Here is a 26,315-nt window from a genome sequence, read left to right on the forward strand (position 1 = left end):
TATTCATGGCCATTGAGGTGCAGGGACTTGAAATTCAGATCGGCGCGCGCACGCTGCTTCACCCCACCAACTTCCATGTGGCCAAGGGAGACAAGATCGGTCTGGTGGGCCGCAACGGCGCCGGCAAGACCACGCTGACCCGCGTGATCACCGGCGACATGCTGCCCACCGCCGGCAAGGTGCGCGTCTCCGGCAAGCTCGGCTACCTGCCGCAGGACACGCACGCCTCCGATCCCACGCAGACCGCGCTCGACCGCATGATGAGCGCGCGCGACATCGCCACCATCATCAACCGCATCCGCAAGGCCGAAAAGGATATGACCGACCCGGATCCGGACGTGATGAGCAAGGCCATGACCCGGTACGACAAGGCCATGCAGGACTTCGACAAGGCCGGCGGATACGCGGCCCAGTCCGAGGCGATCTCCATGGCCGCATCGCTCGGCCTGCCGCAGGAGGTCATGGAGCAGCAGCTCGGCACGCTCTCCGGTGGCCAGCGCCGCCGCATCGAGCTGGCGCGCATCCTGTTCTCCAATGCCGACATCCTGATCCTCGACGAGCCGACCAACCACTTGGATGCCGATTCCATCGAATGGCTGCGCGGCTACTTGAAGAAGTACGAGGGCGGCTTCCTGGTCATCTCCCACTCCACTGAACTGCTGGACGAAGTGGTGAACAAGGTCTGGCATCTGGACGCGCAGCTCGGCCAGATCGACATGTATTCGCTTGGCTGGAAGGCCTACCTGCACCAGCGCGTGGTGGACGAGGAGCGCCGCCGCCGCGAACGCGAAGTGGCCGAGAAGAAGGCCGACCGTCTCATGAAGCAAGGCATTCGACTGCACGCCAAGGCCACCAAGGCCGTGGCGGCGCAGAACATGATGCGCCGTGCCGAAAAGCTGCTGGAAAACACCTCCGAGGCGCAGAAGGCCGAGAAGGTGGCGGACATCCGTTTCCCCGAGCCCGCGCCCTGCGGCCGCACGCCGATCATGGCCAAGGATATTTCCAAGGCCTACGGTTCCAACATCGTGTTCGCCGGCGTGAACCTGGCCATCGACAAGGGCTCGCGTGTGGTGATCCTCGGCTACAACGGTGCCGGCAAGACCACCACGCTGCGCCTGCTGGCCCACATCGAGGAGTCGGACACCGGTTCCGTGGAATACGGTCACGGCTGCAAGATCGGCTACTTCGCGCAGGAGCACGACACCTTGGATCTGAACGCCACCGTGTTGGAGAACCTGCAGCATGTGGCGCCCGAGCTCGATAACACGCAGGCCCGTTCGATTCTCGGCTCGTTCCTGTTCTCCGGTGACGACGCGATGAAACCGGCTCACGTGCTTTCCGGCGGTGAGAAGACCCGTCTGGCTCTGGCCACGCTGGTCACCTCGCGAGCCAACGTGCTGCTGCTCGACGAGCCCACCAACAACCTCGACCCCGCTTCCCGTGAGGAGATTCTGAAGGCCATTGCCAAGTATGAGGGCGCCATCGTGCTCGTCACCCACGATGAGGGCGCCGTCGAGGCGCTCAACCCCGAGCGCGTGCTCCTCATGCCCGACGGCGACGAAGACCTCTGGAATGATTCGTACCTCGAACTCGTAGCCGAAGAATAGTAGTAGGAGAGGTCTGCCATGCCAACCACAACAGGTAAGAAAATCGCCATCGTCACCGGCAGCGCGCTGGGCTTGGGCTACGAGCTCGCCAGCCAGCTCATCGCCAACGGCTGGCTGGTGGCCGGCGTCGACTTCAATGCCGAACGTCAGGCCGAACTGACCGCGCAGTGGCCCGATGACTCCTACCGCGCCTTCGTCGGCGACATCACCGACGAAGCGTTCGTGAAGGAATCCGTGGCGGATATCGCCACGCTCGGCCACATCGATTTGCTCATCAACAACGCCGGCCAGCCTTCGTTCAAGGTGCCCACCGCCTACGAGGCCGCCGACGTCGACAAATGTCTCAAGGGACTCAAAGGCATGATTCTATGGACGGTGGAAACCCTCAAGGCCTGCGGCGAACAGAATGTGAAAATCGCTCAGATTATGAGCACCGCCGCCACGCGCGGCAACGCGAACGAAAGCGTGTACTGCGCCACCAAGTGGGGTGAGAAAGGCTACACCAAGAGCCTGCAGGCCGCATACAAGGGCACCAGTGTCAAGGTGGTCGCCGTCTATCCGGGCGGCATTGATACCGCTTTCTACCGTGACAGTCGCGACTACGTCTCCGAGGCCAAGCAGCACACCTTCATGCAGCCCGGTCCGCTGGCCGAAGTCATCCTCTTCAACCTGATCAACGAGGCCAACCTCACCGTCACCGACATCGAGATCAACCGCAACAGCTGAGCCTGCTAGTCTGAGATTTCAGCGCCTTGGAACATACTTGGTGCCAAGGCATTTCGCGTGTGGAGAGCGAATGCACATCAGTGACGATGAGTTTGAACGGGCCATTGAACAGGTGTTGGATGATTTGCCTGAACGGTTTGCGCGGGTGCTGGAGAATGTCGGCATCGTCGTTGCGGACGAACCCAATGAGCGCGAACTGGCCACAATGAGCAATCCGTGCGGTGAGCTGCTCGGACTGTATGAGGGCATACCCATCACGAAGCGAACTACGGGCTACAGCGGCGTGATGCCGGACGTCATCACCCTGTTTCAAGGGGCCGCATGAACGCGTATGTGCTCAACACAGGCCGAGCTGCGCCAACAGATCCGCAAAACCGTGTTGCACGAGATCGGCCATTATTTCGGCTTCGATGACGAGTATCTGCACTCGCACGGCTACTGAAGCGATGCTGTTTCACTAGCGGGGAGCCGTCATACTGCCGTATGTTGCCAGGTCTACTGCAAGTGGTGCAACGCACGGATGATGGCGCAACGGTCCTCGACGGTTCCCTCGTTGGCGCACATGGTGGCGTACCAACGCGGATTGCGCAAGGTCTCGGCGCCGGTGACCTCATCCGTGGCGACGAGCGTGTGCAGATCGTTGGCGTACTGGAAATGCAGGTGGCTGAGCAGCCCGCCCTCGGCGAACGCCTTGCGCGGAGGCAGCGGATTGATGGCAAGCAGCCAGCGGAACGGGCTGTCTTCGGCGGCCGGATCGGTGGTGCGGAACACGAAGGTGGGGGAACCTTCGAGACCGTGCTCGATGACATGGTCGATGGTGTATTCGTAGGTGTCGAGGCTGGTGTCGTCCTCGGCGAACCATTCGATGGCGAGCGCGGCATCGTCCGTGGAGCCGGATTCGGCGGCCGGCTCGTTCACACGCCAGTAGCCGATATGGATGATGTTCTCCGGTCTGGTGGTGGAGCAGGCCATCGACCAGAACGTCCTGATGCCGCGCGCGGTCATCGGGGCCATCTTCGGGTTGGCGAGCACCGCCTGCTCGGCGGCTTCCCAGGTCTGCTGGATGGCGGCGTCATCCGAATCAATGTAATGCTCGAAGCTTTCCCATTCACCGAGCCAGTCGGTGATGTCGAAGGCCGTGGAATCCGTGGTGTTGCTGGCGGTCATTGCGCGTTCCTTTCATGGGTGGATGCGGTGGCGAAATTGGTAGAGGCATTAGGGCTGGGGCTGCTGGCATCTGGGTTACTGACATGCGAGCCGTTGTTCCCGGAATCGTCGGCGCCAAGATTGACAATGCGGTCGCACCAGCCGGCGGCGAGCTCCTCATCGTGGGTGACCACGAGAATCGCCTTGCTTTGGCTCGCCAGTTGCCGCAGCAGTTCGCCGACCTGCTCCATGTGGTAGCGGTCGAGTCCGCTGGTGGGCTCGTCAAGGATGATGAGGTCCTTGCCGCACATCAATGCCGAGCCGATGGCAACCCGCTGCTTCTGCCCGCCGGACAGGCTCATCGGATGCCGTTCGGCGAACGCTGCAAGGTCAAGATCGGCCATGACCTGATTGGCTTGAGCGGTGATGCCGGCATCCGTCTCGTCGAGTCCGATGAGCAGTTCCTCGCGCACGCTGTCGGAGAACAGTTGGTAGTTGACGTCCTGCATGACCAGGAATCCGGCGCGGGTGAAGCCGTCCTTGCCTTTGTATCCGATGGTGAGGTTATGGGTGCCGAGCAATACTGAAGTGCCATCATCCGCGGCCGGGCTTGAAGCCAGGGCCGCAATCCGGCGCCGATACGGTTCCAAGTCCAACGCCCGCAATCCCATGGCGGCCACGCAGCCGGGGGAGAGGGACAGAAATTCATCGGCCCCGTAATCCTGCACGATATGCCCGCCGTCGAATACCACGTACCGGTCGGCCACGCCGTTGAGCCATGCGAGTCGGTGATGAAACAGGGCAGCATCATCGTGACCCCCACGGCCAGCGCGGAGACCACATGCAGCCACGGCAGTCCCAGGGCATCGGGGTCGAGCATCCTCAGCGCGGTGAGTACGGCATAGGTTACGCCGAAGTTCAACGCGGTTCGCCATCGGGCGGCCGCCAGCAGGGGCAGCAGGAACAGCACGACCATGACGATTTGCGTGGCGAACCCTACATGGAAGAACAGCATGAGGTTCGCCACCAGCAGAAGGTAGAGTTTCGCGCGCGGATCGAGCGTCCGGCGGGCAGGATTCATCAGGCGATACCGGCCTTGATGAAGTGCTTCTTCATCATGCGCTGGCCGAACCAGCCGCCGAGAACCGCGCACACCAGAATCGCGATCATCGAGATGAAGAACGTGCCGGTGTTGATGTTGGCGAATACGCCGTCGATGTAGGCTGCATCCTTGCCGCGCGCCTGCAGGCTCGCCACGTAGGCGTCCTTCATGAACCACAGGGGCAGGATCGGGCCGGTCAGGCCGTAGGAGAACACCACGTAGCTGACGAGCAGTAGCGCCTTGCTCTTATACTTGCCGGCGCGCGCGATGAGGTCGGCCGCCACCGGGAACACGATGCTGGCGATGAACGAAAGCACGAAATGTCCGGAAATGAACAGGAACAGTCCGATGATCACGCCCATGACGGTGATGCCGCCGAATTTGCCGAGGCGTGCGGCCAGCAGCATGTACACGCAGCCGGAGATGGGGGCCGCGATGGCGGGCAGGAAGATGGAGCCGAAGCCGCCGGTGAACAGGGTGCTCACCAGTGTGGCGATGCACACCATCACGAAGTACAGGGCCGCAAACACGCCGATGGTGATGAGGTCGGAGACCTCCAGTTTGCCGGATTTGGCGGGCTTGTTGGGCTGGTCAGAGGTTTCGGCGGGCGTGTTCGGTGCGGTCACGATGTTTCCCGTTTCGTATGCATTGACAATATTCCTCTCGCCAATCTAACGATGATTTCCCGCAAAGGCAATAGTCTGTCTGTGATTTTTTAGCACGGCTTGGCGCCCCTCCCTGGGGGGGGGGCGAAGGGCGTGGCGCGGGCGGGGTGTGGTTCGCGGCTATCGGCTAGTATGGTGCGGTCACGACAGAGGGAGGCATGCTGTGACCGATGTGATGCGGGAGCTGGAACGGCTGCGACCGGTGTATGAGACGGGCGTCCTGCGGTTGCTGTTGCGCCAGAACGCGATGCTGTACGTGTCGCTGCTGCGTTCCACGTTCGACCCGCTCACCGGCGAGCTGCCGCGCGAGACCGTGGAGGAGCGGTTCGCGCAAAGTCTGAGCAGTCTGGCCGACGCCGGCGAATATGCGCCGCGCGAGGACCAGACCTTCGCCGAGGCCGCCCATCAGATCCTCGCCGACCTGACCCGTGAAGGCGAAGGCGACTACGCCTGGCTCGCCAACTCGCATGATGCGGCCTCACACCGATTCCTCTACCGTTTGACGGCCCGTGCCCACCGCGCCATCGAGGCGCTGAGCAGGCTCGAAGACGAATCACGCGCCCTGTCCGGCGCGCAGGCCAACAGCATCATCATGGAAATCGAGCACGCGCGCATGCAGCTGACCGCCGACCCCGGCGAGCGCATCAAACTCCTCAACCGTGAAATCAAGGAACGCAAGCACGAGATCAAACGCATCCAACAGGGCAAGCAGCACGCCACGCTGAACGAAGCCCAGGTGGAGGACGTGATCGCCGTGATCCACAACACGCTGCGCGGCGTGCCCATCGACCTGCGCGAACTCGTGCTCGACGAGCGGGACAACGGCGACGCCTTGCGCCGGCGCATGCAGGCCGGCGACATCAGCGTGGACGAGAACCTGACCCGCTACCACGACGAATACCGCCGCTCGTTCAGCGAATCAGACAGCGGCCGCCGCTTCGAGGACGCCTTCCAGGTGATCATCACCGACGAGGGCCGCCAACAGATCGACGAAGCCCTGCGCGCCATCGCCAAAACCCCGTATCTGGCCGGCGAATCCGGCGTGCTGCTCGGCCAGATCCGCGACGAACTGGCCCGCATCTACGACGGCATCGAAGCCGTGCGCCGCCAGATGCGCGTCTCCGACGAAGCGATCAGCCGGCTCGTGCGCCAGCAAACCGACACTCGCTACCGTACGATGCTCACCCGCTTGAACCGACTGTACGCGCGCCTCAACGCGGATGCGAAAACCCATATGGGAGACGTCTCGCGCCCGTACGACACGGCCACCGCGGACGCGCTGTTCGCGCCATTGCCGATGCGTCCGGCCAAATCCATGACCCGCGCCACCGCACCCGGCCTGAGCGACCTCGCCGCCGAAGCCCCGCAGGCGACTCCGGTGGCTGATCTGCGGGACATGGTCAACAGCGGCGGCCCCCGGCTCCTGCGCATGGTCAGCCTCATCCGGCGCAACCCGGTGACCGTTGACAGGTCCGGCGCAACCCTCGTGGACATCGCCGCCAGCTTCAACCGGCTGCCCGAAAGCGAACGCCGCGAAAGCGAGATCGTCGGCTTCTTGGGCGGGCTGGGAGCCGTAAGCGGCAGCGCCATCGCCGACGAGCCGTCCACTGACGGCGTCGGCATCGACAGCGACATCGCCACCGAGCCGGCCCCGGCGCAGCGCGGCGATACCGCGACCTGGCATTGCGTATCGATCGACGGCGAGCCCCGGCACTGGATCACTAGACCGGTGCTGGCCGACATGGACGAGCTGAACATCATTGTGGAGGAAGGATGACCGTGGCCGAGGAACGCGAGGAACACGAGGAGCACATGGACAACGCCAACCCGTACGCCCTGTTCGAAGGCGACACCGGCGACATGCCGGCCGAGGCGCGCATGGCCGCCATCGCCCTCAAACGCGACCGCTATATCAGCGGGCCCACCTATGACACCGTGCTCGACAACCGCGATGCCGTCGTACGTTCCCTGAACAACGACCTGCTCGACTTGGTGATCAACGAACGCTACCGCATCATGTACGCCACGCCCGTGGCCGGCGACGACGTGACCCTGCGCTCGCTCAAAACCCGTGTCAGCCTCAAACGCGAGGAGGCCGCGCTGCTCGCCTTCCTGCGCATCCGCGTCCTCGAATACGAGAACGTGCACGCCGACCCCGCCGACTGGCTCGTCAGCTTTGAGGAGATCCGCGCCGCGCTCGCCACCGGCGCCGGCTATCTGGCCGCCCGCAATGACGAGGAAGGCGTGGCAAAGCAGATCGGCGCCATCGTCTCCGCGATGATCACCTACGGGTATTTGGTGCGCCTGGACGACGAAGCCATGTACCAGATCACGCCGCTCGTGCCCGTGGTGCTCGACCGCGAACTGGCCGACACCTGGCTCGACGTCGCGGAACACGGCGACGGCGACACGGAAGATGACGATGACGACGAGAGGGGAGCCGAATGATGCAGGCGACAGACGTGCAGATGATTGCGGACCGGTGGATGCTGGAATCCCGCCGACTCATCAACTGGGGCTCCTATGAGGGCTACCACGAATTCCGCCCCTCCACGGACCACAAGCTGCCGGTGACCCTGCTCGCCGGCGCCAGCGAATCCGGCAAATCCACGCTGGTCGACGCGCAGATCTCCCTGCTGTACCCAACCGGCACGCCGTTCAACAAGGCCTCGAATTCCGGCCGCTCCGAACGCAGCGACTACACCTACCTGCGCGGCATGGTCGGCGTGGGCAGCACCGAAACCGGCGACGAGCCGCTCTACCTGCGCGGCCGCGACGAGAACGGCGCACCGCAACCCGTGTGGGGCGCCATCGTGGACACCTATCGCAACCAGACCACCGGCCAGGTGCTCTCCTGCGCCAAATTCCTCTACCTGATGCCCGGCGACGGCCGCGGCGACGTGCGCCGACAGTACGTGGTCTGGGGCAAGCCCGTGGACCCCAGGCGCATGGACCAATACCGTGACGCCCCGTTCACGCCGGCCCAGCTCAAAGCCACCTACCCCGACTGCCTCACATTCCCCAGCGCCGAAGCGTTCCACACACACATCTGGAGCGCAATGGGCCTGAGCGAGGCCGCCTGCCGACTGCTGCACAAGATCCAGTCCGCCGACGCGCCCTCCCGGCTCGACGACATCTTCAAACAAGGCGTGCTCGGCGTGCCCGAAGCCCTGGACCTGGCCCGCACCACGGTCGAGGACTACGAACGTTACGATGAGAACTTCCACGCCATGGACGAGAAAACCCGCCGCATGGACACGCTGCGCGGCGTCCAACAGGCCTACGGCGAATACGCCGCCGCACGCGGCAAGGCCCGCGCCTTCGAACCGGTCAAGCCGGCCGTCGACGGCACGGTGCCGGCCGTGCTGCGCGACTGGGCATTGGCCCGCATGCGCGGCGAAGTCGCCGTCCAACTGCCCGCCGACCGCGCCGAACAACAGAACAGCGAAGCGGAAGCCAAGCTGCTGCGCCGCCGAACCGAAGACCTGCACACCCGCCTCGACATGATCCGAGGCCAGATGCAGGGTCTGGACGGCGGCAACCTGACCCGACTCGAACTCGAACTCGACCAGGCCCGCCGCACCCTCGAAGACGTGCAAGCCAACCGAACACGAATCGAACAAACGTTCGCATCCATCGGCGAGACGCTGCCCGGCAACGAACAGGCCTGGAACGAACGCCGCATCAACGCCGTGAACTTCAAACGCGAATACAACAAACGAGACAGCGAATGCGAGGAAGCCCTCACCGCCGCCATCAACGCACGGGCCGGCGCACGCGGCGACCTCGAACGACTGCAACGCGACTTCGACCGGCAACGCTCCCAGCGCACCCGCATCTCCCAGCAGATGGACGAAACCCGCGCCATGCTCTGCCGCGCCACCGGACTTGCCCCCGCCGAACTGCCGTACGTGGCCGAACTCATGGACGTGAACGAACACGAGGAAGACTGGCGTCTCGCCATGAACGTCGCCTACGCGCCCATCGCCCAGACCATCCTCGTCGACAAGCGCCACGAACAGGGCTTCGCCGCCAAAGTCAGCACCATCGACCCGCGCACCATGCCCCGACGCACCTGGCAGTTCGTGGACACCGCACGCCACTACGACGACACCGGCGCGCACGCGAACATACTCACCGGAGAACAGGACGGCGACTGGCTGTCCGGCAAACTGCGCTACCGCGACGACTCTCCCTTCGCCGACTGGCTGCGCTCGCAGACCCAGGCCGAACGATTCGACGCCCTATGCGTCACCGCCATCGACGACACCGACCGCACCAACCGTCAGGTGCAGGCCGACGGTCAGATCAAATCCGGCGCACGCGGCCAGCACGGCACCAAAGACCGCGCCCAGGTCATCGGATTCGTCAACGAAACCTACCTCAACGCGCTCGCAGCGCAGGTCGACGCCGCCCGCGACGCGCTCAGCCAAGCCGACACCGACTACACGGCCGCCAAAACACAGTCCGATAACCTCCACCGCGAACTCGAACTGGCCAACCAGCTCGCCTACACGTCCTGGGAGCGCATCGACATCGCCGGCGCGCAACGGACCATCACGGACACGCAGGACGCCATCGCATCCATCAAAAACGATCCCAAACTCGCCGAACTCGCCAAACAACGCGACGAACTGAACGCCGAACTCGACCGCTTGGAACGCCAGCGCGTCGAATTCGACCAGGCCGCGGCCCGCGCCGGCAGCGCCGTCGAGGCGGCGCTCATCTGGCTACACGACCATGCCGACACCGGTGCGACGGACGTCGCCGGTGCCACCGCCGACAATGACGATGACGCCGCGTCCGGCCCGCTGCCGGACGAAGTCACGGCGGCGCTCGCCGAATCCTACGACAACCGATTCGCCGGACTGGCGGACGCCGCCATGCGCGCGCACATGATCATCGGCGCGGGCGCGGCAGGAACGCAGGCGCCGGGGGAGAGCTTCCCCGAACGCACCATCGCCGGCATCGGCAAGGACATGGCCTCCCGCATCAACCTGCTGAACGGCCAGGCCGATGCCGCACGCACCGGCGTCGAATCGAAAATGAGCACCTACATCGCGCTCTACGCGGCCGACGATGATTCGCTGACCGCCAGCGTGGAGGACTACCGGTACTATCTCGACGAACTCGCCAGCCTCACCCAGCTGGCCGCGGTTGCCGCCACCGACGCCGAATACCGGCGCTGCCTCGAACAGCTGCTCAGGAGCTTCCTGACCATCAAACGCGCCATCGACACGGATGCCAGCGACATCCACGACCAGCTTGACCGCATCAACGCCATGCTCAAAGGCCAGCAGTTCGGTCCCAAGCACGGCAGCCTGTCCCTGCATGCGGACGTGCGCCGTCCCGAGCGCACCTTCTGGGCGCAGCTCATCCGCGTCATCGGCACCCTGAACGATTGGAAATCCGCCGACGTCAACGATTCCGACGCCTCGCGCAAGGCTTTCGCGGCCTGCGCGCCGATGGTCGGGCTGCTGCGCGCCGAACTCGCGCAGGTCAAGGACGCGAACGGCGTGAAAAGCTACGGCGCCCGCAATCTCGACCCGCGCTGCCGCTCGTCCTTCTACGCCATCGTGCATCATGCCGACGGCCCGGACGAACGCATCACCTCCACCGGCGGCCGTTCGGGCGGCGCCTTGCAGGAGCTCACCTCGTTCGTATACGGTGCGGCGCTCATATACCTGCTTGGCGGCGGCCTGACCAGCGAGCCCTCGTACACCACGCTGTTCCTCGACGAGGCGCTCATCAAGGCCGACGGCCGTTACACGCAGCGCGCCCTCACGGTGCTGCCGCGCCTCGGATTCCAGGTCATCGTCTCCGCCCCGGAAAGCAAGACCGGCGAGATCCTCGAGGTTTCCACCAAGGCCTTCGTGACCTACAAGGACCCCGACACCGGTCTCACCTCCCTGCGCGAGGCCGTGCTGCATCAGAATGACATGGGCGATGAATCATCGTCGGATATATTGAAGGATGACGGGGTTGCCGAATGAGCAATCCCGGCGTCGCCGGTATTAAGACGTTTCGGTCCACTGATGGTCCGGAATTTTGCATACTATGGTCCGGTTTTCCGGCCTGACACGCCATCGAACAAGCGTTCGAATTTGGTCGTGTGTTCGGGTATCCTTGGGACAGATTTGGCGCGCGCATAACCGTGCGCGCGGGAACGGTGAGATGGAAGGTGGGGTGTGGCTGTGGCGGCAACGCGGACTGGCGCAAGGCGCGCAACAAGCGCAACGGGCGCGAAAACCAGCAAGGGCAAGAACGGTGAGGTCATCGTCGAAAAGGTGATGACCAGCGACTCCTTCCTGAGCCGGGAAATCAAAAAGGCGCCGCTGATCGAACACGATGGTTCGCTGGTAGCTGATATCTCGCACATCCCGAACGATCTCAAGATCACGATTCAGGGTGCGCGCGAACACAACCTCAAGAACGTCGACCTAGCGATTCCGCGCAATCGCATGGTCGTGTTCACAGGCCTGTCCGGTTCGGGCAAATCCTCGCTCGCGTTTGACACCCTGTTCGCCGAAGGCCAGCGACGCTACGTCGAATCCCTATCCGCCTACGCCCGCCAGTTCCTGGGTCAGATGGACAAGCCCGACGTTGACTTCATCGAGGGCCTGAGCCCGGCCGTCTCCATCGACCAGAAGACCACCAACCGCAACCCGCGTTCGACCGTCGGCACCATCACCGAAATCTACGATTACCTGCGACTGCTCTTCGCCCGCACCGGCATCCCGCACTGCCCTGAATGCGGCGAGCCCGTCGCCTCCCAGACCCCGCAGCAGATCGTCGACACGCTGCTCGGCTACCCGGAACGCACGCGATTCCAGATTCTCGCGCCCGTGGTCAAGGGCCGCAAGGGCGAGTTCGTGGACATGATCGAGCTGCTGCGCTCCGACGGCTACGCCCGCGCGCTCATCGACGGCGAGATGACGCAGCTGTCCGACGACATCAAACTCACCAAGCAGAAGAAGCACACCATCGAGGTCGTGGTCGACCGACTCGTGGTCAAGGACGGTATCCGCCAACGTTTGACTGATTCGGTGGAAACCGCCCTCAAGCTCGCCAACGGCAGCATCGTCATCGACTTCGTGGACGAAGAGGAAGGCAGCCCGGCCCGCCGCCAGCCGTTCTCCGAACACCGCAGCTGCCCGAACGGGCACACGCTCGAACTCGATGAGGTCGAGCCGCGCACCTTCTCCTTCAACGCCCCCTACGGTGCCTGCCCCGCCTGCACCGGTCTCGGCTTCAAACTGGAAATCGACCCGGACCTCATCATCTCCGACCCGGACAAGTCACTGGCCGACGGCGTCATCGAACCGTGGAGCGGCACCAAGATGACCTCCCAGTACTACGGCCACATCCTCGAAGGCTTGGCCGAGGAAGTGGGCTTCTCCATGAAGACCCCTTGGAAGGACCTGCCGGACGACGTCAAGCACGACATCCTCTACGGCCACGACTTCAAGGTCAACGTCTCCTACCGCAATCGCTGGGGACGCCTGCGCGAATACTCCACCGGCTTCGAAGGCGTGATTCGCACGCTCATGCGACGCCACGACGAAACCGATTCGCAGTCCATGCGCGAATACTACGAGTCGTACATGCGCGAAGTGCCCTGCCAGGTCTGCCACGGACGCCGTCTGAAGCCCGAGGTGCTCTCTGTCACCGTGGACGGCAAATCCATCTTCGACGTATGTGACATGCCCGTCGTACGCGAGCTCGCCTGGATCAACGGCCTGAAACTCGAAGGCTCGGCGCAGCTGATCGCCGGCGAAGTGCTCAAGGAGATCAAGGCCCGACTCGGCTTCCTGAACGACGTCGGCCTCGACTACCTGACCCTCTCGCGCGCGGCCGCCACCCTGTCCGGCGGCGAGGCGCAGCGCATCCGACTCGCCACGCAGATCGGCTCCGGTCTGGTCGGCGTCATGTACGTGCTTGACGAGCCGTCCATCGGCCTGCACCAGCGTGACAACGAACGCCTCATCGAAACCCTGCACCACCTGCGCGATCTCGGCAACACACTGATCGTCGTCGAACACGACGAGGACACGATACGCCGCGCCGACTGGGTGGTCGACATCGGCCCCGGCGCCGGCGAACACGGCGGCGAAGTCATCTACTCCGGCCCCGCCAAGCACCTCATAGAAGCCAAGCGCTCCATCACCGGCGACTACATCGCCCACCGGCGAGAGATCGCCGTGCCCGCCAAGCGCCGCAAGATCCACAAGACCCAGGTGCTCAAAGTCGTGGGTGCCCGCGAGAACAACCTCAAGAACATCGACGTGAGCTTCCCGCTCGGCGTGCTCACCGTGGTCACCGGCGTCTCCGGCTCCGGCAAATCCTCGCTGGTCAACACGATCCTCTACCCGGTGCTCGCCGACAAGCTCAACGGTGCACGCATCGTACCCGGCCGCCACAGGCGCGTGGAAGGCGTGGACCAGGTGCGCAAGGTGATCCACGTCGACCAGAACCCGATCGGCCGCACGCCGCGATCCAACCCCGCCACCTACACCGGTGTGTGGGACAAGATCCGCACCCTTTTCGCCAAGACTCCCGAAGCCCAGGTGCGCGGCTACGGCCCCGGCCGCTTCAGTTTCAACGTCAAAGGCGGCCGATGCGAGGCCTGCCACGGCGACGGCACGCTGAAGATCGAAATGAACTTCCTGCCCGACGTCTACGTGGACTGCGAGGTCTGCCACGGCAAACGATACAACCGCGAGACCCTTGAAGTCACGTACAACGGCAAAACCGTGGCCGACATCCTCAACATGCCCATCGAGGAGGCCTCCGACTTCTTCAAGGCGTACACCGGCATCTCCCGATACCTGAAGACCCTCGTGGACGTCGGCCTCGGCTACATCCGACTCGGCCAGCCCGCACCCACCCTGTCCGGCGGCGAATCGCAGCGCGTCAAGCTTGCCACCGAGCTGCAGCGCCGATCCGACGGCAAAACCGTGTACATCCTCGACGAGCCGACCACCGGCCTGCACTTCGAAGACGTGAACAAGCTGCTCAAGGTGCTGCAGTCCCTGGTGGACAAGGGCAATACGGTCATCGTCATCGAACATAATCTGGATGTGATCAAGGAGGCCGACTGGCTGATCGATCTCGGTCCGGAGGGCGGCGACGGAGGCGGCACCATCGTCACGCAGGGCACGCCCGAACAGGTTGCCGAATGCGAATCCTCATGGACCGGCAAGTTCCTCAAGCCCATGCTTTAGCCTTCCATTGCAGCTGACCTCGGGTGGGTTGGGGTGGTATGTTGCTGGACACGCTCCGGGCCGCTCAGGCCAAGTCTTTACGGTCCAGCAACACACACCAACCCGCCCAATCCCTGATGATTGGTTTTACTTAATAGCGAGGAGGATTATGACGAACGATATTGAGCGGCATAGTCCGGATGAGTGGCGGAAGACCGCGGCGGCGTTAATGCCGGAAAGCGTAGCTGTGGGCGCCGGGGAAACGACGGCGAAGGTGAATGCGAATGGGGCACCTTTGCTGGGGGATTCTCGCGACCTGTTCCGACCCAAGACCTCGGATATTCCCGCCAAACCCGGTGTGTACAAATGGCGCGACGGGGAAGGGCGCGTCATTTATGTGGGCAAGGCGAAGAACCTGCGCAACAGGCTCACCAATTATTTCCAGCCGCTGTATCTGCTGCATCCGCGCACCCAGACCATGGTGCTGACCGCACGCAGTCTGGAGTGGACGGTCGTCGCCACCGAACTGGAATCACTGACGTTGGAATACACGTGGATCAAGGAATTCGACCCACGGTTCAACGTGCAGTTCCGCGACGACAAGACCTATCCGTATCTCGCGGTCAGCACGGGGGAGCGAATTCCGCGCGTGTGGGTCACGCGGTCGCGCAAACGGCGGGATACCCGGTATTTCGGCCCCTATGCCAAAGTGTGGGAATTGCGGCACAGTCTTGACCGGTTGCTGCGCACGTTCCCGGTACGCACCTGCACCACCAACGTGTTCCATAAGGCGCAACTGACCGGACGGCCATGCCTGTTCGCCTCCATCGGCAAATGCTCCGCACCCTGCGTGAACCGTATCGAAGCGGACGAACACCGGCGGCTGTGCGAACAGCTGGTCGGCGTGATGACCGGACGACTCGGACGGCCCTACATCGCCCAGTTGACCCGTGACATGAAAGAGGCCAGCGCCGAACTCGAATTCGAGAAAGCCGCCCGACTGCGCGACCAGATCCAGATGCTGGAAACCGTGGTGCAACAGAACGCCGTCGTCTTCGACCAGGATGTCGACGTGGACGTGTTCGGCTTCGCCAGCGACGAGCTCGAAGCATCCGTGCACGCCTTTTATGTGCGCGCCGGCTCTATTCGCGGCGAACGCAACTGGAGCGTCGAACGAGTTGAGGACATCGATGACGCCGACTTGATGGCCGACCTTCTGGTGCAGGTGTATTCGGACGCCGCCGGGGACAATCACCCCCAGTCGGCCGCGACCATCTCCACCAATCGCGAAGCCATCGGCTCCACACAGACCATCACGGCCACGGACGCTGTGGCACGCGCCCAGGCCACCCGAGAACGCAACACCCGTCAGGAGACCACCGGACGCGCGGACCTGCTGGCACCCATCGCACCGGTACCGCGCGAAATCATCGTGCCCGTCGAACCGGCCCGCCGCGAGGAACTCGAAGGCTGGCTGACCAATCTGCGCGGGGGCGCGGTGACCATCCGCGTGGCCTCGCGAGGCGACAAGAAGCAGCTTATGGACCGCGCCAACGAGAACGCCAGCCAAGCACTGCAACGCAGCAAGATGAGCCGCATCTCCGACATGGGCGCACGCACCCAGGCCATGAACGATGTGGCCAAGGCATTGGGACTTGCGGAAGCCCCGCTGCGCATCGAATGCTACGACATTTCGAACACTGTGGGCGGTGCCTTCCAGGTGGCCTCCATGGTGGTGTTCGAAGACGCGATCGCCAGGAAATCCGAATACCGACGCTTCGCCATCCGAGGCAAGGACGGCAAAGGCGCGGTGGATGATCTGTCCGCGCTTTACGAGACGCTCACCCGCCGCTTCAAGCACGGCAACATCGCCGGCGACTCCGGCGAAAGCATCGACGCGGAACAGCGCGCGGCCTCGGCCGCCGGCAAGATGACCACTGCCGTGGCGGCGGAGACAATCGCTGCGAACGGTAACGACAATGGTGAGGGCGGTTCCGACATCAGTGGCAAGGGGCACGTGGTGCCGGTCGGAGTGCAGAACGATGCACGGGAGACTTCGCCCGACATCGTCCAGCAGAACACAAACCGGCATCACTTTGCCTACAAGCCGAACCTGGTGGTGGTCGACGGCGGCAAGCCGCAGGTCATGGCCGCCGCCAAGGCGCTTGAGGACTGTGGCGTGAACGACGTGGCCGTCTGCGGACTGGCCAAACGCTTGGAAGAGGTGTGGGTGCCGGACGACGACTATCCGATCATCCTCAAACGCCAGTCCGAAGGCATGTATCTGCTGCAGCGTGTACGCGACGAATCCCACCGCTTCGCCATCACCTACCACCGCCAACAGCGGCGCAAAGGCGCCCTGCGCAGCGCGCTCGACGAGATTCCCGGCATCGGCGAAAGCTACCAGAAGCGGCTGCTCAACCACTTCGGCTCGGTCAAAGCCATGCGCGAAGCCAGCGTCGAGGACTTCGAGAAGGTCAAAGGCATCGGCCACGCCAAAGCCGAAGCGCTGTACAACGCGCTGCACGAGCAGTGAGCCGGCCCGGTCCAGCAGCCCAGAGTGAATTTTCGGTTGCGGGGCCTGTGGTTGACATATTCGAAGCAAGGTGTCGGCTAGCATGGGAACAGACATCAAGGAGGGGATATGGCCAATCATCGTTGCGCTGTACTCGGCAAACCCGTCGCGCACTCATTGTCACCCGTGCTCCACAACGCGGCTTATCGTTCGCTGAAACTCGACGATTGGCTGTACGACAAGCACGAAGTAGGAGAGGATGACCTCGACGCTTTCCTCAAAGGCCTTGACTCGACGTGGGCTGGCCTGAGCCTGACCATGCCGTTGAAAAAGACCATCCAACCGTACGGTGTTCCGGAAAATCTGTGGGCCAAGGAACTGAAGGTGGCGAATACCGCGGTATTCGACTGGAGCGTGGCTACCGATGATCCCGCTTGGCCGAATGGCAAGCCGGGCATCAAGCTATACAACACCGATGTCATCGGCATCCAACTCGCCTTCGACCACGCCAATCGCGAACTCGGCGAACACCACACCGCATCGAGAAGCGGCGCCGCGCTGATCATCGGCAATGGCAACACCGCCACTTCGGCGTTGGCCGCATGCTGCATGATACCCGAAATCGGCCATATCATCGTCGCCGCCCGCCACCCTGGGAAAAACACCGGGCTTAAACCAGTGGCCGAAAAGTTCGTCAACGTGCATAACCCGTACAGCGAAATCGAATTAGGCGACGATCAGGCCCTGCTCGAGGCAGCCCGCAACGCCATCTATGTCATCAACACGATTCCCGGACATGCGGCCGACAACGTCGCGGATGCCCTCACCAATGCCGGAACCGAGCCATTCTCCGGACTGCTGCTGGACGTGGTCTACGATCCACGCCCCACCAAGCTCATGGAAGCCTGGCGCGCTCATGGCGGTCACGCCATCGGCGGCGAAGAAATGCTGCTGTACCAAGCTCTCGTACAGGTATTGCTGATGACCGGTATCTGGGATGACGACCCGCCCAGTGATGCCGACCAGCGTCTGCAGGACACCGCCACCGAAGACGACCAGCTGGAGATCGCGATGCGCAAAGCTCTTGAGGAGGCGTTGTAATGAGTCAACAGACAACAATCCGCGATACCGGCGAGGCGGCCGCCACGAATGCGCCGGCGAATTCCGCGACATCCACATCGCCTCCGGACAACCAGCCGACCCCGCTTGATGCCTTCGAAGTGCTGCTCATCACCGGTATGTCCGGCGCAGGCCGCTCTCATGCCGCTGACTGCGTGGAAGACATGGGATGGTATGTGGTCGACAACCTGCCTCCCAAACTGCTTATCCCGCTTGTCGACATGATGACCACCTCCGGTTCCGAATCGGGGTCAGGCGTCCACAAGCTTGCCGCCGTCATCGACGTGCGCTCCAGCTATTTCGACGAACTGGCCGCCGTGCTCGGCCATCTGGATGATCTCGGCGTCAAAACCCATATTCTGTTCCTCGACGCCAGCAACGAAGTGCTCATCAAGCGCTATGAATCCGTGCGCCGCCCGCACCCGCTGCAGCACGGCAACCGACTGATCGACGGCATCCTTGAGGAACGTCACCTGCTGGAAGACCTCAAGGAGCGAGCCGACTGGGTCATCGACACCAGCTCCCTGAGCATCCACCAGCTGTCCACCAAACTCTACGAGACGATGCTCGGTTCCGGCCCCACCACCGTGGCGGTACACATCTTCAGCTTCGGCTTCAAATACGGTATGCCCATCGACGCCGATTTTGTGGCCGACGTGCGTTTTCTGCCCAACCCGTTCTGGGTTCCCAACCTGCGCGAGCTTACCGGGCACGACAAGCCGGTCGCCGACTACGTGCTTTCCAGCAAGGGTGCCAAGGAATTTCTCGACGCTTATGAGAAAGCTATCGAGATTGCGTTGGAAGGATACGCCCAGGAAGACAAGCACTATGTAACCATCGCCGTCGGCTGCACCGGTGGTCAGCACCGGTCGGTGGCGATGAGCGAAGAGCTGGCTCGCCGCTTACGCGCACATGGGCTCAACGTAACCGTTTCCGCGAGAGAACAGCATAAGCGTCACTCATCGTAAGCAGGCGTCGAGCGGTCATCGGGCAAGCGTTCGGTGACCACACTGCGAGAAAGCAAAGCCCATAATACGTATCAAACGGGTTCGCTTGTCCACCAGATTAGGTATCACAGAAAGCCGATGGCTTCCGACCGTATGACAGCAAATAACGGCACGAAGCGCCTGAAGCATTGAGAAGAACGGGACTGTAGGAGGTAGATCTTGGCTCTTCTGGGCGATGTCAAAAGCGAGTTGGCGGCCTTTGAAGGCGATTCGCCAGCCGCGATCAAGGCCCAAGCTGCGGCCATGATCCGTTTTGGCGGCGGTCTTCGACCGGTACAGAATACATACGTTATCCAAGCCGTATTCACCTCGCTTGACGTTGCAGAATGGCTGAAGAACACGTTGAGGAACACGTTTGGGCACGAAGCCGAGGTCAACCACCTCACCCGTCAGACCCCGAACGGCCCTGTCGAGACCTACGTGGTGCTCGTCACCCGCAACGTAGTGGCCTTGGCTTTGCAGACCGGACTGGTCGACCGCCGCAAGCAGCAGGTCCGTGGACTGCCGTCTGAAGTGGTCAACGGATCCATCGCCCAAATCAAAGCGGCATGGCGCGGCGCCTTCATGGCCCGTGGCTTCCTATCCGATCCCGGTAAGGCCAGCTTCCTGGAAATCGCTTGCCCCACGGAAGAGGCCGCCATGGCCCTGTGCGGCGTGGCCCGTCGTCTCGGCATCCAGGCCAAGCATCGCACGCTGCGTAGCTCCGAGCGCGTGACCCTCAAGGATCCCGACGCCATCGAACGCATGCTCAAGCTCATGGGCGCCACCCGTTCGGCCCGCGAATGGACCGGCAAGCGTTCCGACGGCGAGGCCCGAGGCAAGGCCAACCGTCTGGCCAACTTCGATGACGCCAATATGCGCCGTTCCGCCAAGGCCGCCGCCGAAGCCAGCGAAAAAGTGCAGCATGCTTTCGAAGTACTCGGCGATAACATTCCGGACAACCTCCGTCAGGCCGGCCAGCTGCGCATCGATCACGTGGACAAGAGCCTCGAGGAGCTCGGCAAGATCGCCGAACCGCAAATCACCAAGGATGCGATTGCCGGCCGCATCCGCCGACTGCTTCAACTTGCCGAGAAGACGGAGAAGGCTCGCGCAGCCGAAGGCAAGTAACCCGACAATCCGATTTGCCGTGCCTATTCGGCAAAACATGACAACGACGTAACGAAACACCGCATTCAGTCAGTAGACGAATGCGGTGTTTTGTTCCGGAATGCCTGTAATATGCAAAGTGGCAAAATTGGCCACTTTGACGTGCGATTCGTCAAGGAAAGGATATTCATGAAGACACTCAAGGACCTTGGAGATCTCAAGGGCAAGCGCGTTCTGGTTCGCGCTGATTTCAATGTTCCGCTGGACGGCACCACCATCACCGATGACGGTCGAATCAAGGCTGCTCTGCCGACCATCAAGACCCTGCGCGAAGAAGGCGCCAAGGTCATCCTCATGGCCCACCTTGGCCGCCCGAAGGGCAAGGTCGTTCCTGAGCTGAGCCTGGCCCCGGTTGCCGCCCGCCTCGGCGAGCTGCTCGGCACCAACGTGCCGCTGGCCAAGGACACCTACGGCGAGGACGCTCAGGCCAAGGTCGCCGCCATGAACGATGGCGACGTTGTGCTGCTTGAGAACGTTCGCTTCAACCCGGAGGAGACCTCTAAGGACGCCGCCGAACGCGCCGCTTACGCCAAGAAGATCGCCGCCCTCGGCGAGGCCTTCGTTTCCGATGGCTTCGGCGTGGTCCACCGCGCCCAGGGCTCCAACTACGACGTTGCCGCCGATCTGCCGGCCGCCGCAGGCCTGCTGGTCGAGAAGGAAGTCAAGGCCCTGTCCAAGGCCACCGAGAACCCGGAGCGTCCGTTCACCGTGGTGCTCGGCGGTTCCAAGGTCTCCGACAAGCTCGGCGTCATCGAGAACCTGCTCGACAAGGCCAACCGTCTGGTCATCGGAGGCGGCATGGTGTTCACCTTCCTCAAGGCCAAGGGCTACGAGGTCGGCACCTCCCTGCTTGAAGAGGACCAGCTTGAGAAGGTCAAGGGCTACATCGAGACCGCCGAGAAGAACGGCGTTGAGCTCGTGCTGCCGACCGACGTCGTCGTGAACGCCGGCTTCCCGGCCGGTGACACCCCGGTTGCTCCGGAAGTCGTTGCCGCCGACGCCATCCCGGCCGACAAGATGGGTCTGGACATCGGCCCGGAGTCCCAGAAGCTCTTCCACGACAAGATCGTCGACTCCAAGACCGTCGTGTGGAACGGCCCGATGGGCGTGTTCGAGGTTCCTGAGTTCGCCGCCGGCACCAAGGCCGTGGCCCAGGGTCTGGTCGACGCCACCGCAGTCGGTGCGTTCACCATCGTCGGTGGCGGCGACTCCGCCTCCGCCGTGCGCAACCTCGGCTTCCCGGAGGACGGCTTCTCCCACATCTCCACCGGTGGCGGCGCTTCCCTCGAGTTCCTCGAAGGCAAGGAGCTCCCTGGCCTGAAGGTGCTTGAGTAATCCATTTTCCAGCTCCCCTCCTTGAGGGGAGTTACGTATTTTTTAGAAGGGGAACATATGGCGTCCAAACACATTCCGTTGGTGGCCGGCAACTGGAAGATGAATTTCGACCATCTTGAAGCCACTTACTTCGTGCAGAAGCTGGTATGGCTGTTGCGTGACGCTCGCTTTGACTTCAAACGCTGCGAAGTCGCGCTTTTCCCCTCGTTCACGTCATTGCGCAGCGTACAGGTGCTGGTCGAAGCCGACAAGCTCCATGTCGCCTACGGCGCACAATCCGTTTCCGTGACCACCCAAGGTGCCTTCACCGGCGATGTGTCCGCGGACATGATCGCCCATCTCGGCTGCTCGTACGTCATCGTCGGCCACTCCGAACGCCGCAAATACCATCCTGAAGATGACGCCAATATCGTCGATCAGGTACGTGCCGTGCTCGCCGCCGGCATGCAGCCGATTTTGTGCGTCGGCGAAAGCTTCGAGGAACGACGTCAAGGCATTGAACTCGATTTCGCCGTGGGCCAGGTACGAGACGTCACCCGCGATCTCAACGAAGAACAAGCCGCCAAACTCATCGTGGCCTACGAACCTGTCTGGGCCATTGGCACCGGCATGGTGGCCACTCCGCAATCCGCCCAGGATGCCGCAAACGCCATCCGCAACGATTTGAAGACCATTTTTGGCACGAAGGTATCCGATAGCGTACGTATCCTGTACGGCGGATCGGTCACCTCGAAAAACGCGGCGGAACTCATTTCCCAGCCCGACGTCGACGGCTTCCTGATCGGAGGGGCGGCCCTGGACGTTGAAGAACTCGCCAAAATCGCTCGACTGGCACTGAAATCCACGAAGTCACGGAACTAATACCACGGTTTTCCCGTGTGTGCGCTATGCTGGTCAACAGTCCAATCAATCCGGAGGTACCCTGTGACCGCTCTTAAGATCACGCTGCAAGTCATCGTCGTGCTGCTCAGCTTCGTGCTGACCCTGCTCATTCTTATGCACAAGGGCAAGGGCGGCGGATTGTCCGACATGTTCGGCGGCGGTCTGACCCAGAACGCCGGTACTTCCGGTGTCGCCGAGAAGAACCTGAACCGTTGGACCGTTATCATCGCTCTGGTGTGGGTGGCCTTGATCATCGGCCTCGACATGATGACCAAGTTCAACCTCGGCTGATCGGCTTGCACGCCATATAGACTTGTCGCTCGCGACCCATGACCGTTACCGTCGGTCATGGGTCGTATGCGTTCTATCGAGTATTACGAAAGGACATCACCATGGTCACTATGAACCGCAACAAAGTCGTTATCGTCGGCACCGGCCAGGTCGGTGCCACCGCCGCCTTCGGCATCGTCACGCACGGCCTGTGCAATGAGCTCGTGCTCATCGACCGCTCCGCCGCCAAAGCCCTGGGGGAGGCCCGCGACCTCGATGACGGCAGCGAATTCCAGGACCGCCACGTCAAGGTGCGCGCCGGCGACTACGCCGACTGCAAGGATGCGGACATCGTCGTCATCACCGTGGGCCGCAAGCCGCCGGCCAACTCCAACCGCATGGCCGAACTCGGCTTCACCGTGGGCCTTGTGGGCGAAGTGGTCGACAACGTCATGGCCTCCGGCTTCGACGGCGTGATCGTCATGGTCTCCAACCCGGTCGATGTGATGGCCTGGTATGCCTGGAAACGTTCCGGCCTGCCGCGCACCCAGGTGCTCGGTACCGGCACCGCGCTCGACACCTCGCGCCTCAAGACCATCATCGGCGAAGAGACCGGCCTTGACCCGCGTAACGTGGGCGGCTTCGTGATGGGCGAACACGGCGACTCCCAGTTCACCGCATGGTCCACCGTCTCGCTCGGCGGCAAGCCATTCGCCCGCTTCCTGGCCGACAACCAAGACCGTTTCGCCTCCGTGTCCACCACCGAAATCGAAGAGAAGACCCGCACCCGTGGCGATGAGATCGTCGCGGCCAAGGGCGGCACCAACTTCGGCATCGCCTCCACCGTGGCCGGCATCGTGCAGACCATCCTGTGGGACGAACGCCGCATCGTGCCCGTCTCCACCCTGTTGGACGGCGAATACGGCGAACATGACGTGTTCCTCGGCGTCCCCACTGAACTGCGCGCCAACGGCGCCAACGAGATCGTCGAACTCGATCTGAGCGAGGACGAGCGGACCAAACTGCACCATTCCGCCGAACTCGTGCGTGAACACTGCGAGGGTCTGCTGTGATTCTCGACGCCATCACGCCGAAACAACCCCGACTGCTGGTCGCCGACCTCGACGGCACGTTGCTGCACGACGCCGAGGTATTCGAGGACCGGTTCATCACCCAGCGCAGCATCGACACCATCAACCGCGCGCACGATGCCGGACTGCAATTCGCCATCGCCACCGCGCGGCCGGTGAGTACCGGCCTCCAGTTCGCCGAAAAACTGCCGGTGGACGCCGTGATCTATCTGAACGGCGCCCTCATCGATTTCGACCCGGCCCACTCCGACTTCGACCTGCTCACCTCAGGGGCCACGCCGGCCGATGAGAACCATTTGATCAAGATTGGCTTCTCCTCACGGCGTGCCTGCGAAGTCTGTCTGTTCCTGCTCGATCGTATACCCGGCCTGAAGCTCGGCATCGTGATGAACGACGTGCGCTACACCAACTTCGATGTACGCGTGTATTGGAAAACTCAGGCCTTCCAATACACGAACTTCCACGACGTGCCCGAAGGCGTGGCGGATAAGATCACCATCTTCCCCGAGCCTGAACAGTGGAACGAGCTGCGTGCGCTGATTCCGCCGGACTTCGACATCTCCATCAGCGAAGGCGTGATGTGGATGCTCATGAACCCGCAGGCCAACAAGGAGCACGCGCTGCACCTGCTGTGCGAGCGACTGGACGTGCCGCTCGAACAGACCGCCGCCTTCGGCGACGACCTCATCGATATCAACATGATGAGCGAATCCGGCCGGGGTGTGGCCGTGGCCAACGCGAACCCCAAGGTGTTGTCCATCGCCGACGAGATCTGCCCGCCCAACAACGAGGACCGCGTCGCCCAATGGATTGAAGCGCAGTTGGGTTGAACCGGCCGAGACTCGAGAACACGCCAAAATTGAACTTGTGTTGAACCGGGAGTATGCTTTGAACCGTTGTTCAAAAGGTAAATTGAACTCCCGGTTGGAGGCATAAGGATATGAGCGTATCGGTGTTTGCGGAACGTCTGCGCAATGCGATGAACAGTAGGGGATTGAAGCAGGTCGATTTGGTGCACGCCGCTGGGCACCGTGGTGTGAAGATGGGCAAGAGCCATATCAGCCAATACGTGGCCGGCAAGACCATGCCCCGCGAGGACGTGCTCGAATTCCTGGCCAGCGAACTGGACGTCGACGCGAACTGGCTGCGCGGCGAGGAATCCACCACGCAATTGAACTCGGACGCCTCCAACAGCGTCACGGACGGCGAACACGCCGCCACACCGCTTGCCACGGGTGCCGCCAAGCCCCAGACGGACAGCGAGATTCCCGTGGGTCGCCGCCGTACCTTCGGCAAATCGCACAAGCTCGACAACGTGCTCTACGACGTGCGCGGCCCGGTCGCCGACGAGGCGATGCGCATGGAGGCCAACGGCACCCACATCCTGAAATTGAACATCGGCAATCCGGCACCCTTCGGCTTCCGCACGCCGGACGAAGTCGTCTATGACATGGCCCACCAGCTCACCGACACCGAAGGCTACTCGCCGTCCAAGGGCCTGTTCTCCGCGCGCAAGGCCATCATGCAGTACGCGCAGCTGAAGAACATCCCGAACGTCACCATCGACGACATCTACACCGGCAACGGCGTCAGCGAGCTCATCAACCTGTCCATGTCCGCGCTGCTCGACACCGGCGACGAAGTGCTCGTGCCCTCCCCGGACTACCCGCTGTGGACCGCCTGCGTGAACCTGGCCGGCGGCACCGCCGTGCACTACCTGTGCGACGAACAGTCCGAATGGTATCCGGACATCGATGACATCCGTTCCAAGATCACCAGCAACACCAAGGCGATTGTCATCATCAACCCGAACAACCCCACCGGCGCACTTTACCCAAAGGAAGTGCTCCAGCAGATCGTCGACATCGCGCGCGAACACCAGCTCATCATCTTCTCCGACGAAATCTACGATCGCCTCGTCATGGACGGCCTGCAGCACATCTCCATCGCCTCGATGGCCCCGGACCTGTTCTGCGTGACCTTCTCCGGCCTGTCGAAATCGCACATGATCGCCGGCTACCGCATCGGCTGGATGATCCTGTCCGGCAACAAGCGCATCGTCAAGGGCTACATCGAGGGCCTCAACATGCTCGCCAACATGCGCATGTGCTCGAACGTGCCCGCCCAGTCCGTGGTGCAGACCGCGCTCGGCGGCCACCAGAGCGTCAACGACTACATCGTGCCGGGCGGCCGCGTGCACGACCAGCGCGACCTCGTTTACGACATGCTCAACCAGATCCCCGGCATCACCGCCGTCAAGCCGAAGGCCGCGTTCTACATCTTCCCGAAGATCGACGTCAAACGCTTCAACATCCACTCGGACGAGCAGTTCGCGCTCGACCTGCTGCATGACAAGCACATCCTCATCAGCCACGGCGGCGCGTTCAACTGGCATCGCCCCGACCACTTCCGCGTGGTGTACCTGCCGCGCATGGGCATGCTGCGCGAAACCATGGGGGAGATCTCCGACTTCTTCAGCTACTACTGGCAGAGATGAT

At 62.7% G+C, this 26,315-nt stretch carries 18 protein-coding genes and 2 pseudogenes; 17 read left to right on the plus strand and 3 right to left on the minus strand.

All coding sequences use genetic code 11. The features are described from left to right. Window positions 1-5 precede the first annotated feature (5 nt). From ACEUKI_RS04565 to ACEUKI_RS04575, 3 genes and pseudogenes are all read left to right on the plus strand, one after another. A complete protein-coding gene (locus ACEUKI_RS04565; RefSeq protein WP_251847806.1) occupies window positions 6-1,607 on the plus strand; it encodes an ABC-F family ATP-binding cassette domain-containing protein in 1,602 nt (533 codons plus the stop codon). Window positions 1,608-1,625: 18 nt separating this feature from the next. Continuing rightward, entirely contained in the window at window positions 1,626-2,333 is a 708-nt protein-coding gene (locus ACEUKI_RS04570) for an SDR family NAD(P)-dependent oxidoreductase (protein ID WP_007054307.1), read from the plus strand. Window positions 2,334-2,403: 70 nt separating this feature from the next. Beyond that, a pseudogene (locus tag ACEUKI_RS04575) lies at window positions 2,404-2,775 on the plus strand (metallopeptidase family protein). A 53-nt stretch (window positions 2,776-2,828) separates the two neighbouring features. On the opposite strand, the gene ACEUKI_RS04580 reads toward ACEUKI_RS04575, so the two are convergent. The 3 genes and pseudogenes from ACEUKI_RS04580 to ACEUKI_RS04590 all read right to left on the minus strand — a co-directional run bounded on the left by ACEUKI_RS04580 (window position 2,829) and on the right by ACEUKI_RS04590 (window position 5,207). After that, window positions 2,829-3,500: a hypothetical protein gene (locus tag ACEUKI_RS04580; protein ID WP_374156558.1), complete on the minus strand. Its 672-nt coding sequence runs from the start codon at window positions 3,498-3,500 to the stop codon at window positions 2,829-2,831. Next, window positions 3,497-4,270: pseudogene (locus ACEUKI_RS04585) on the minus strand (ATP-binding cassette domain-containing protein); the annotation flags it as partial. The gene ACEUKI_RS04580 and the pseudogene ACEUKI_RS04585, both read right to left, overlap by 4 nt. 289 nt (window positions 4,271-4,559) lie before the next feature. Next, a complete protein-coding gene (locus ACEUKI_RS04590; protein ID WP_080784766.1) occupies window positions 4,560-5,207 on the minus strand; it encodes an MptD family putative ECF transporter S component in 648 nt (215 codons plus the stop codon). Window positions 5,208-5,409: 202 nt separating this feature from the next. On the opposite strand from ACEUKI_RS04590, the gene ACEUKI_RS04595 reads away from it, so the two are divergent. The 14 genes from ACEUKI_RS04595 to ACEUKI_RS04660 all read left to right on the plus strand — a co-directional run bounded on the left by ACEUKI_RS04595 (window position 5,410) and on the right by ACEUKI_RS04660 (window position 26,314). Continuing rightward, window positions 5,410-7,023, plus strand: coding sequence for a DUF3375 domain-containing protein (locus ACEUKI_RS04595; RefSeq protein WP_080784767.1), 1,614 nt, complete (start codon window positions 5,410-5,412; stop codon window positions 7,021-7,023). Next, on the plus strand, window positions 7,020-7,694 hold the full coding sequence (locus ACEUKI_RS04600) for a DUF4194 domain-containing protein (RefSeq protein WP_251847809.1): 675 nt from the start codon (window positions 7,020-7,022) through the stop codon (window positions 7,692-7,694). The genes ACEUKI_RS04595 and ACEUKI_RS04600 overlap by 4 nt, the downstream gene beginning before the upstream one ends. Beyond that, window positions 7,691-11,239: an ATP-binding protein gene (locus ACEUKI_RS04605; RefSeq protein WP_374156559.1), complete on the plus strand. Its 3,549-nt coding sequence runs from the start codon at window positions 7,691-7,693 to the stop codon at window positions 11,237-11,239. Before ACEUKI_RS04600 ends, ACEUKI_RS04605 begins: the two co-directional genes overlap by 4 nt. 195 nt (window positions 11,240-11,434) lie before the next feature. Beyond that, window positions 11,435-14,470 (plus strand): excinuclease ABC subunit UvrA, encoded by a 3,036-nt coding sequence (uvrA, locus tag ACEUKI_RS04610; RefSeq protein WP_080784768.1) that lies wholly within the window; start codon window positions 11,435-11,437, stop codon window positions 14,468-14,470. 148 nt (window positions 14,471-14,618) lie between these two features. After that, complete coding sequence (gene uvrC, locus ACEUKI_RS04615; protein ID WP_374156560.1) at window positions 14,619-16,985, plus strand: excinuclease ABC subunit UvrC; 2,367 nt, start codon at window positions 14,619-14,621, stop codon at window positions 16,983-16,985. Window positions 16,986-17,093: 108 nt separating this feature from the next. After that, window positions 17,094-18,065 (plus strand): shikimate dehydrogenase, encoded by a 972-nt coding sequence (locus ACEUKI_RS04620; RefSeq protein WP_080784770.1) that lies wholly within the window; start codon window positions 17,094-17,096, stop codon window positions 18,063-18,065. Further along, window positions 18,065-19,051: an RNase adapter RapZ gene (rapZ, locus tag ACEUKI_RS04625; RefSeq protein ID WP_080784771.1), complete on the plus strand. Its 987-nt coding sequence runs from the start codon at window positions 18,065-18,067 to the stop codon at window positions 19,049-19,051. Before ACEUKI_RS04620 ends, rapZ begins: the two co-directional genes overlap by 1 nt. Before the next feature lie 198 nt (window positions 19,052-19,249). Continuing rightward, window positions 19,250-20,200 (plus strand): DNA-binding protein WhiA, encoded by a 951-nt coding sequence (gene whiA / locus ACEUKI_RS04630; RefSeq protein WP_080784772.1) that lies wholly within the window; start codon window positions 19,250-19,252, stop codon window positions 20,198-20,200. Window positions 20,201-20,368: 168 nt separating this feature from the next. Further along, a complete protein-coding gene (gene pgk / locus ACEUKI_RS04635) occupies window positions 20,369-21,574 on the plus strand; it encodes a phosphoglycerate kinase (RefSeq protein ID WP_080784773.1) in 1,206 nt (401 codons plus the stop codon). Between the two features lie 57 nt (window positions 21,575-21,631). Next, complete coding sequence (tpiA, locus tag ACEUKI_RS04640) at window positions 21,632-22,435, plus strand: triose-phosphate isomerase (protein WP_080784774.1); 804 nt, start codon at window positions 21,632-21,634, stop codon at window positions 22,433-22,435. Between the two features lie 63 nt (window positions 22,436-22,498). Continuing rightward, window positions 22,499-22,747: a preprotein translocase subunit SecG gene (gene secG, locus ACEUKI_RS04645; protein ID WP_003829342.1), complete on the plus strand. Its 249-nt coding sequence runs from the start codon at window positions 22,499-22,501 to the stop codon at window positions 22,745-22,747. A 101-nt stretch (window positions 22,748-22,848) separates the two neighbouring features. Next, complete coding sequence (locus ACEUKI_RS04650) at window positions 22,849-23,799, plus strand: L-lactate dehydrogenase (protein ID WP_080784775.1); 951 nt, start codon at window positions 22,849-22,851, stop codon at window positions 23,797-23,799. Beyond that, the gene (locus ACEUKI_RS04655; RefSeq protein ID WP_374156561.1) at window positions 23,796-24,647 is read left to right on the plus strand and encodes an HAD family hydrolase; all 852 of its coding nucleotides are present in this window, start codon (window positions 23,796-23,798) and stop codon (window positions 24,645-24,647) included. Before ACEUKI_RS04650 ends, ACEUKI_RS04655 begins: the two co-directional genes overlap by 4 nt. Window positions 24,648-24,757: 110 nt before the next feature. After that, complete coding sequence (locus ACEUKI_RS04660; protein WP_374156562.1) at window positions 24,758-26,314, plus strand: aminotransferase class I/II-fold pyridoxal phosphate-dependent enzyme; 1,557 nt, start codon at window positions 24,758-24,760, stop codon at window positions 26,312-26,314. Window position 26,315 lies beyond the last annotated feature (1 nt).

The organism is Bifidobacterium sp. 2450, from assembly GCF_041900695.1.
Lineage (GTDB): Bacteria > Actinomycetota > Actinomycetes > Actinomycetales > Bifidobacteriaceae > Bifidobacterium > Bifidobacterium longum.

Coding starts and splice junctions, on each gene's coding strand:
- ACEUKI_RS04565 (WP_251847806.1), top strand. CDS start 6: ATGGCCATTGAGGTGCAGGGACTTGAAATTCAGATCGGCGCGCGCACG.
- ACEUKI_RS04570 (WP_007054307.1), top strand. CDS start 1,626: ATGCCAACCACAACAGGTAAGAAAATCGCCATCGTCACCGGCAGCGCG.
- ACEUKI_RS04580 (WP_374156558.1), bottom strand. CDS start 3,500: ATGACCGCCAGCAACACCACGGATTCCACGGCCTTCGACATCACCGAC.
- ACEUKI_RS04600 (WP_251847809.1), top strand. CDS start 7,020: ATGACCGTGGCCGAGGAACGCGAGGAACACGAGGAGCACATGGACAAC.
- ACEUKI_RS04605 (WP_374156559.1), top strand. CDS start 7,691: ATGATGCAGGCGACAGACGTGCAGATGATTGCGGACCGGTGGATGCTG.
- uvrC (WP_374156560.1), top strand. CDS start 14,619: ATGACGAACGATATTGAGCGGCATAGTCCGGATGAGTGGCGGAAGACC.
- ACEUKI_RS04620 (WP_080784770.1), top strand. CDS start 17,094: ATGGCCAATCATCGTTGCGCTGTACTCGGCAAACCCGTCGCGCACTCA.
- rapZ (WP_080784771.1), top strand. CDS start 18,065: ATGAGTCAACAGACAACAATCCGCGATACCGGCGAGGCGGCCGCCACG.
- pgk (WP_080784773.1), top strand. CDS start 20,369: ATGAAGACACTCAAGGACCTTGGAGATCTCAAGGGCAAGCGCGTTCTG.
- tpiA (WP_080784774.1), top strand. CDS start 21,632: ATGGCGTCCAAACACATTCCGTTGGTGGCCGGCAACTGGAAGATGAAT.
- ACEUKI_RS04650 (WP_080784775.1), top strand. CDS start 22,849: ATGGTCACTATGAACCGCAACAAAGTCGTTATCGTCGGCACCGGCCAG.
- ACEUKI_RS04660 (WP_374156562.1), top strand. CDS start 24,758: ATGAGCGTATCGGTGTTTGCGGAACGTCTGCGCAATGCGATGAACAGT.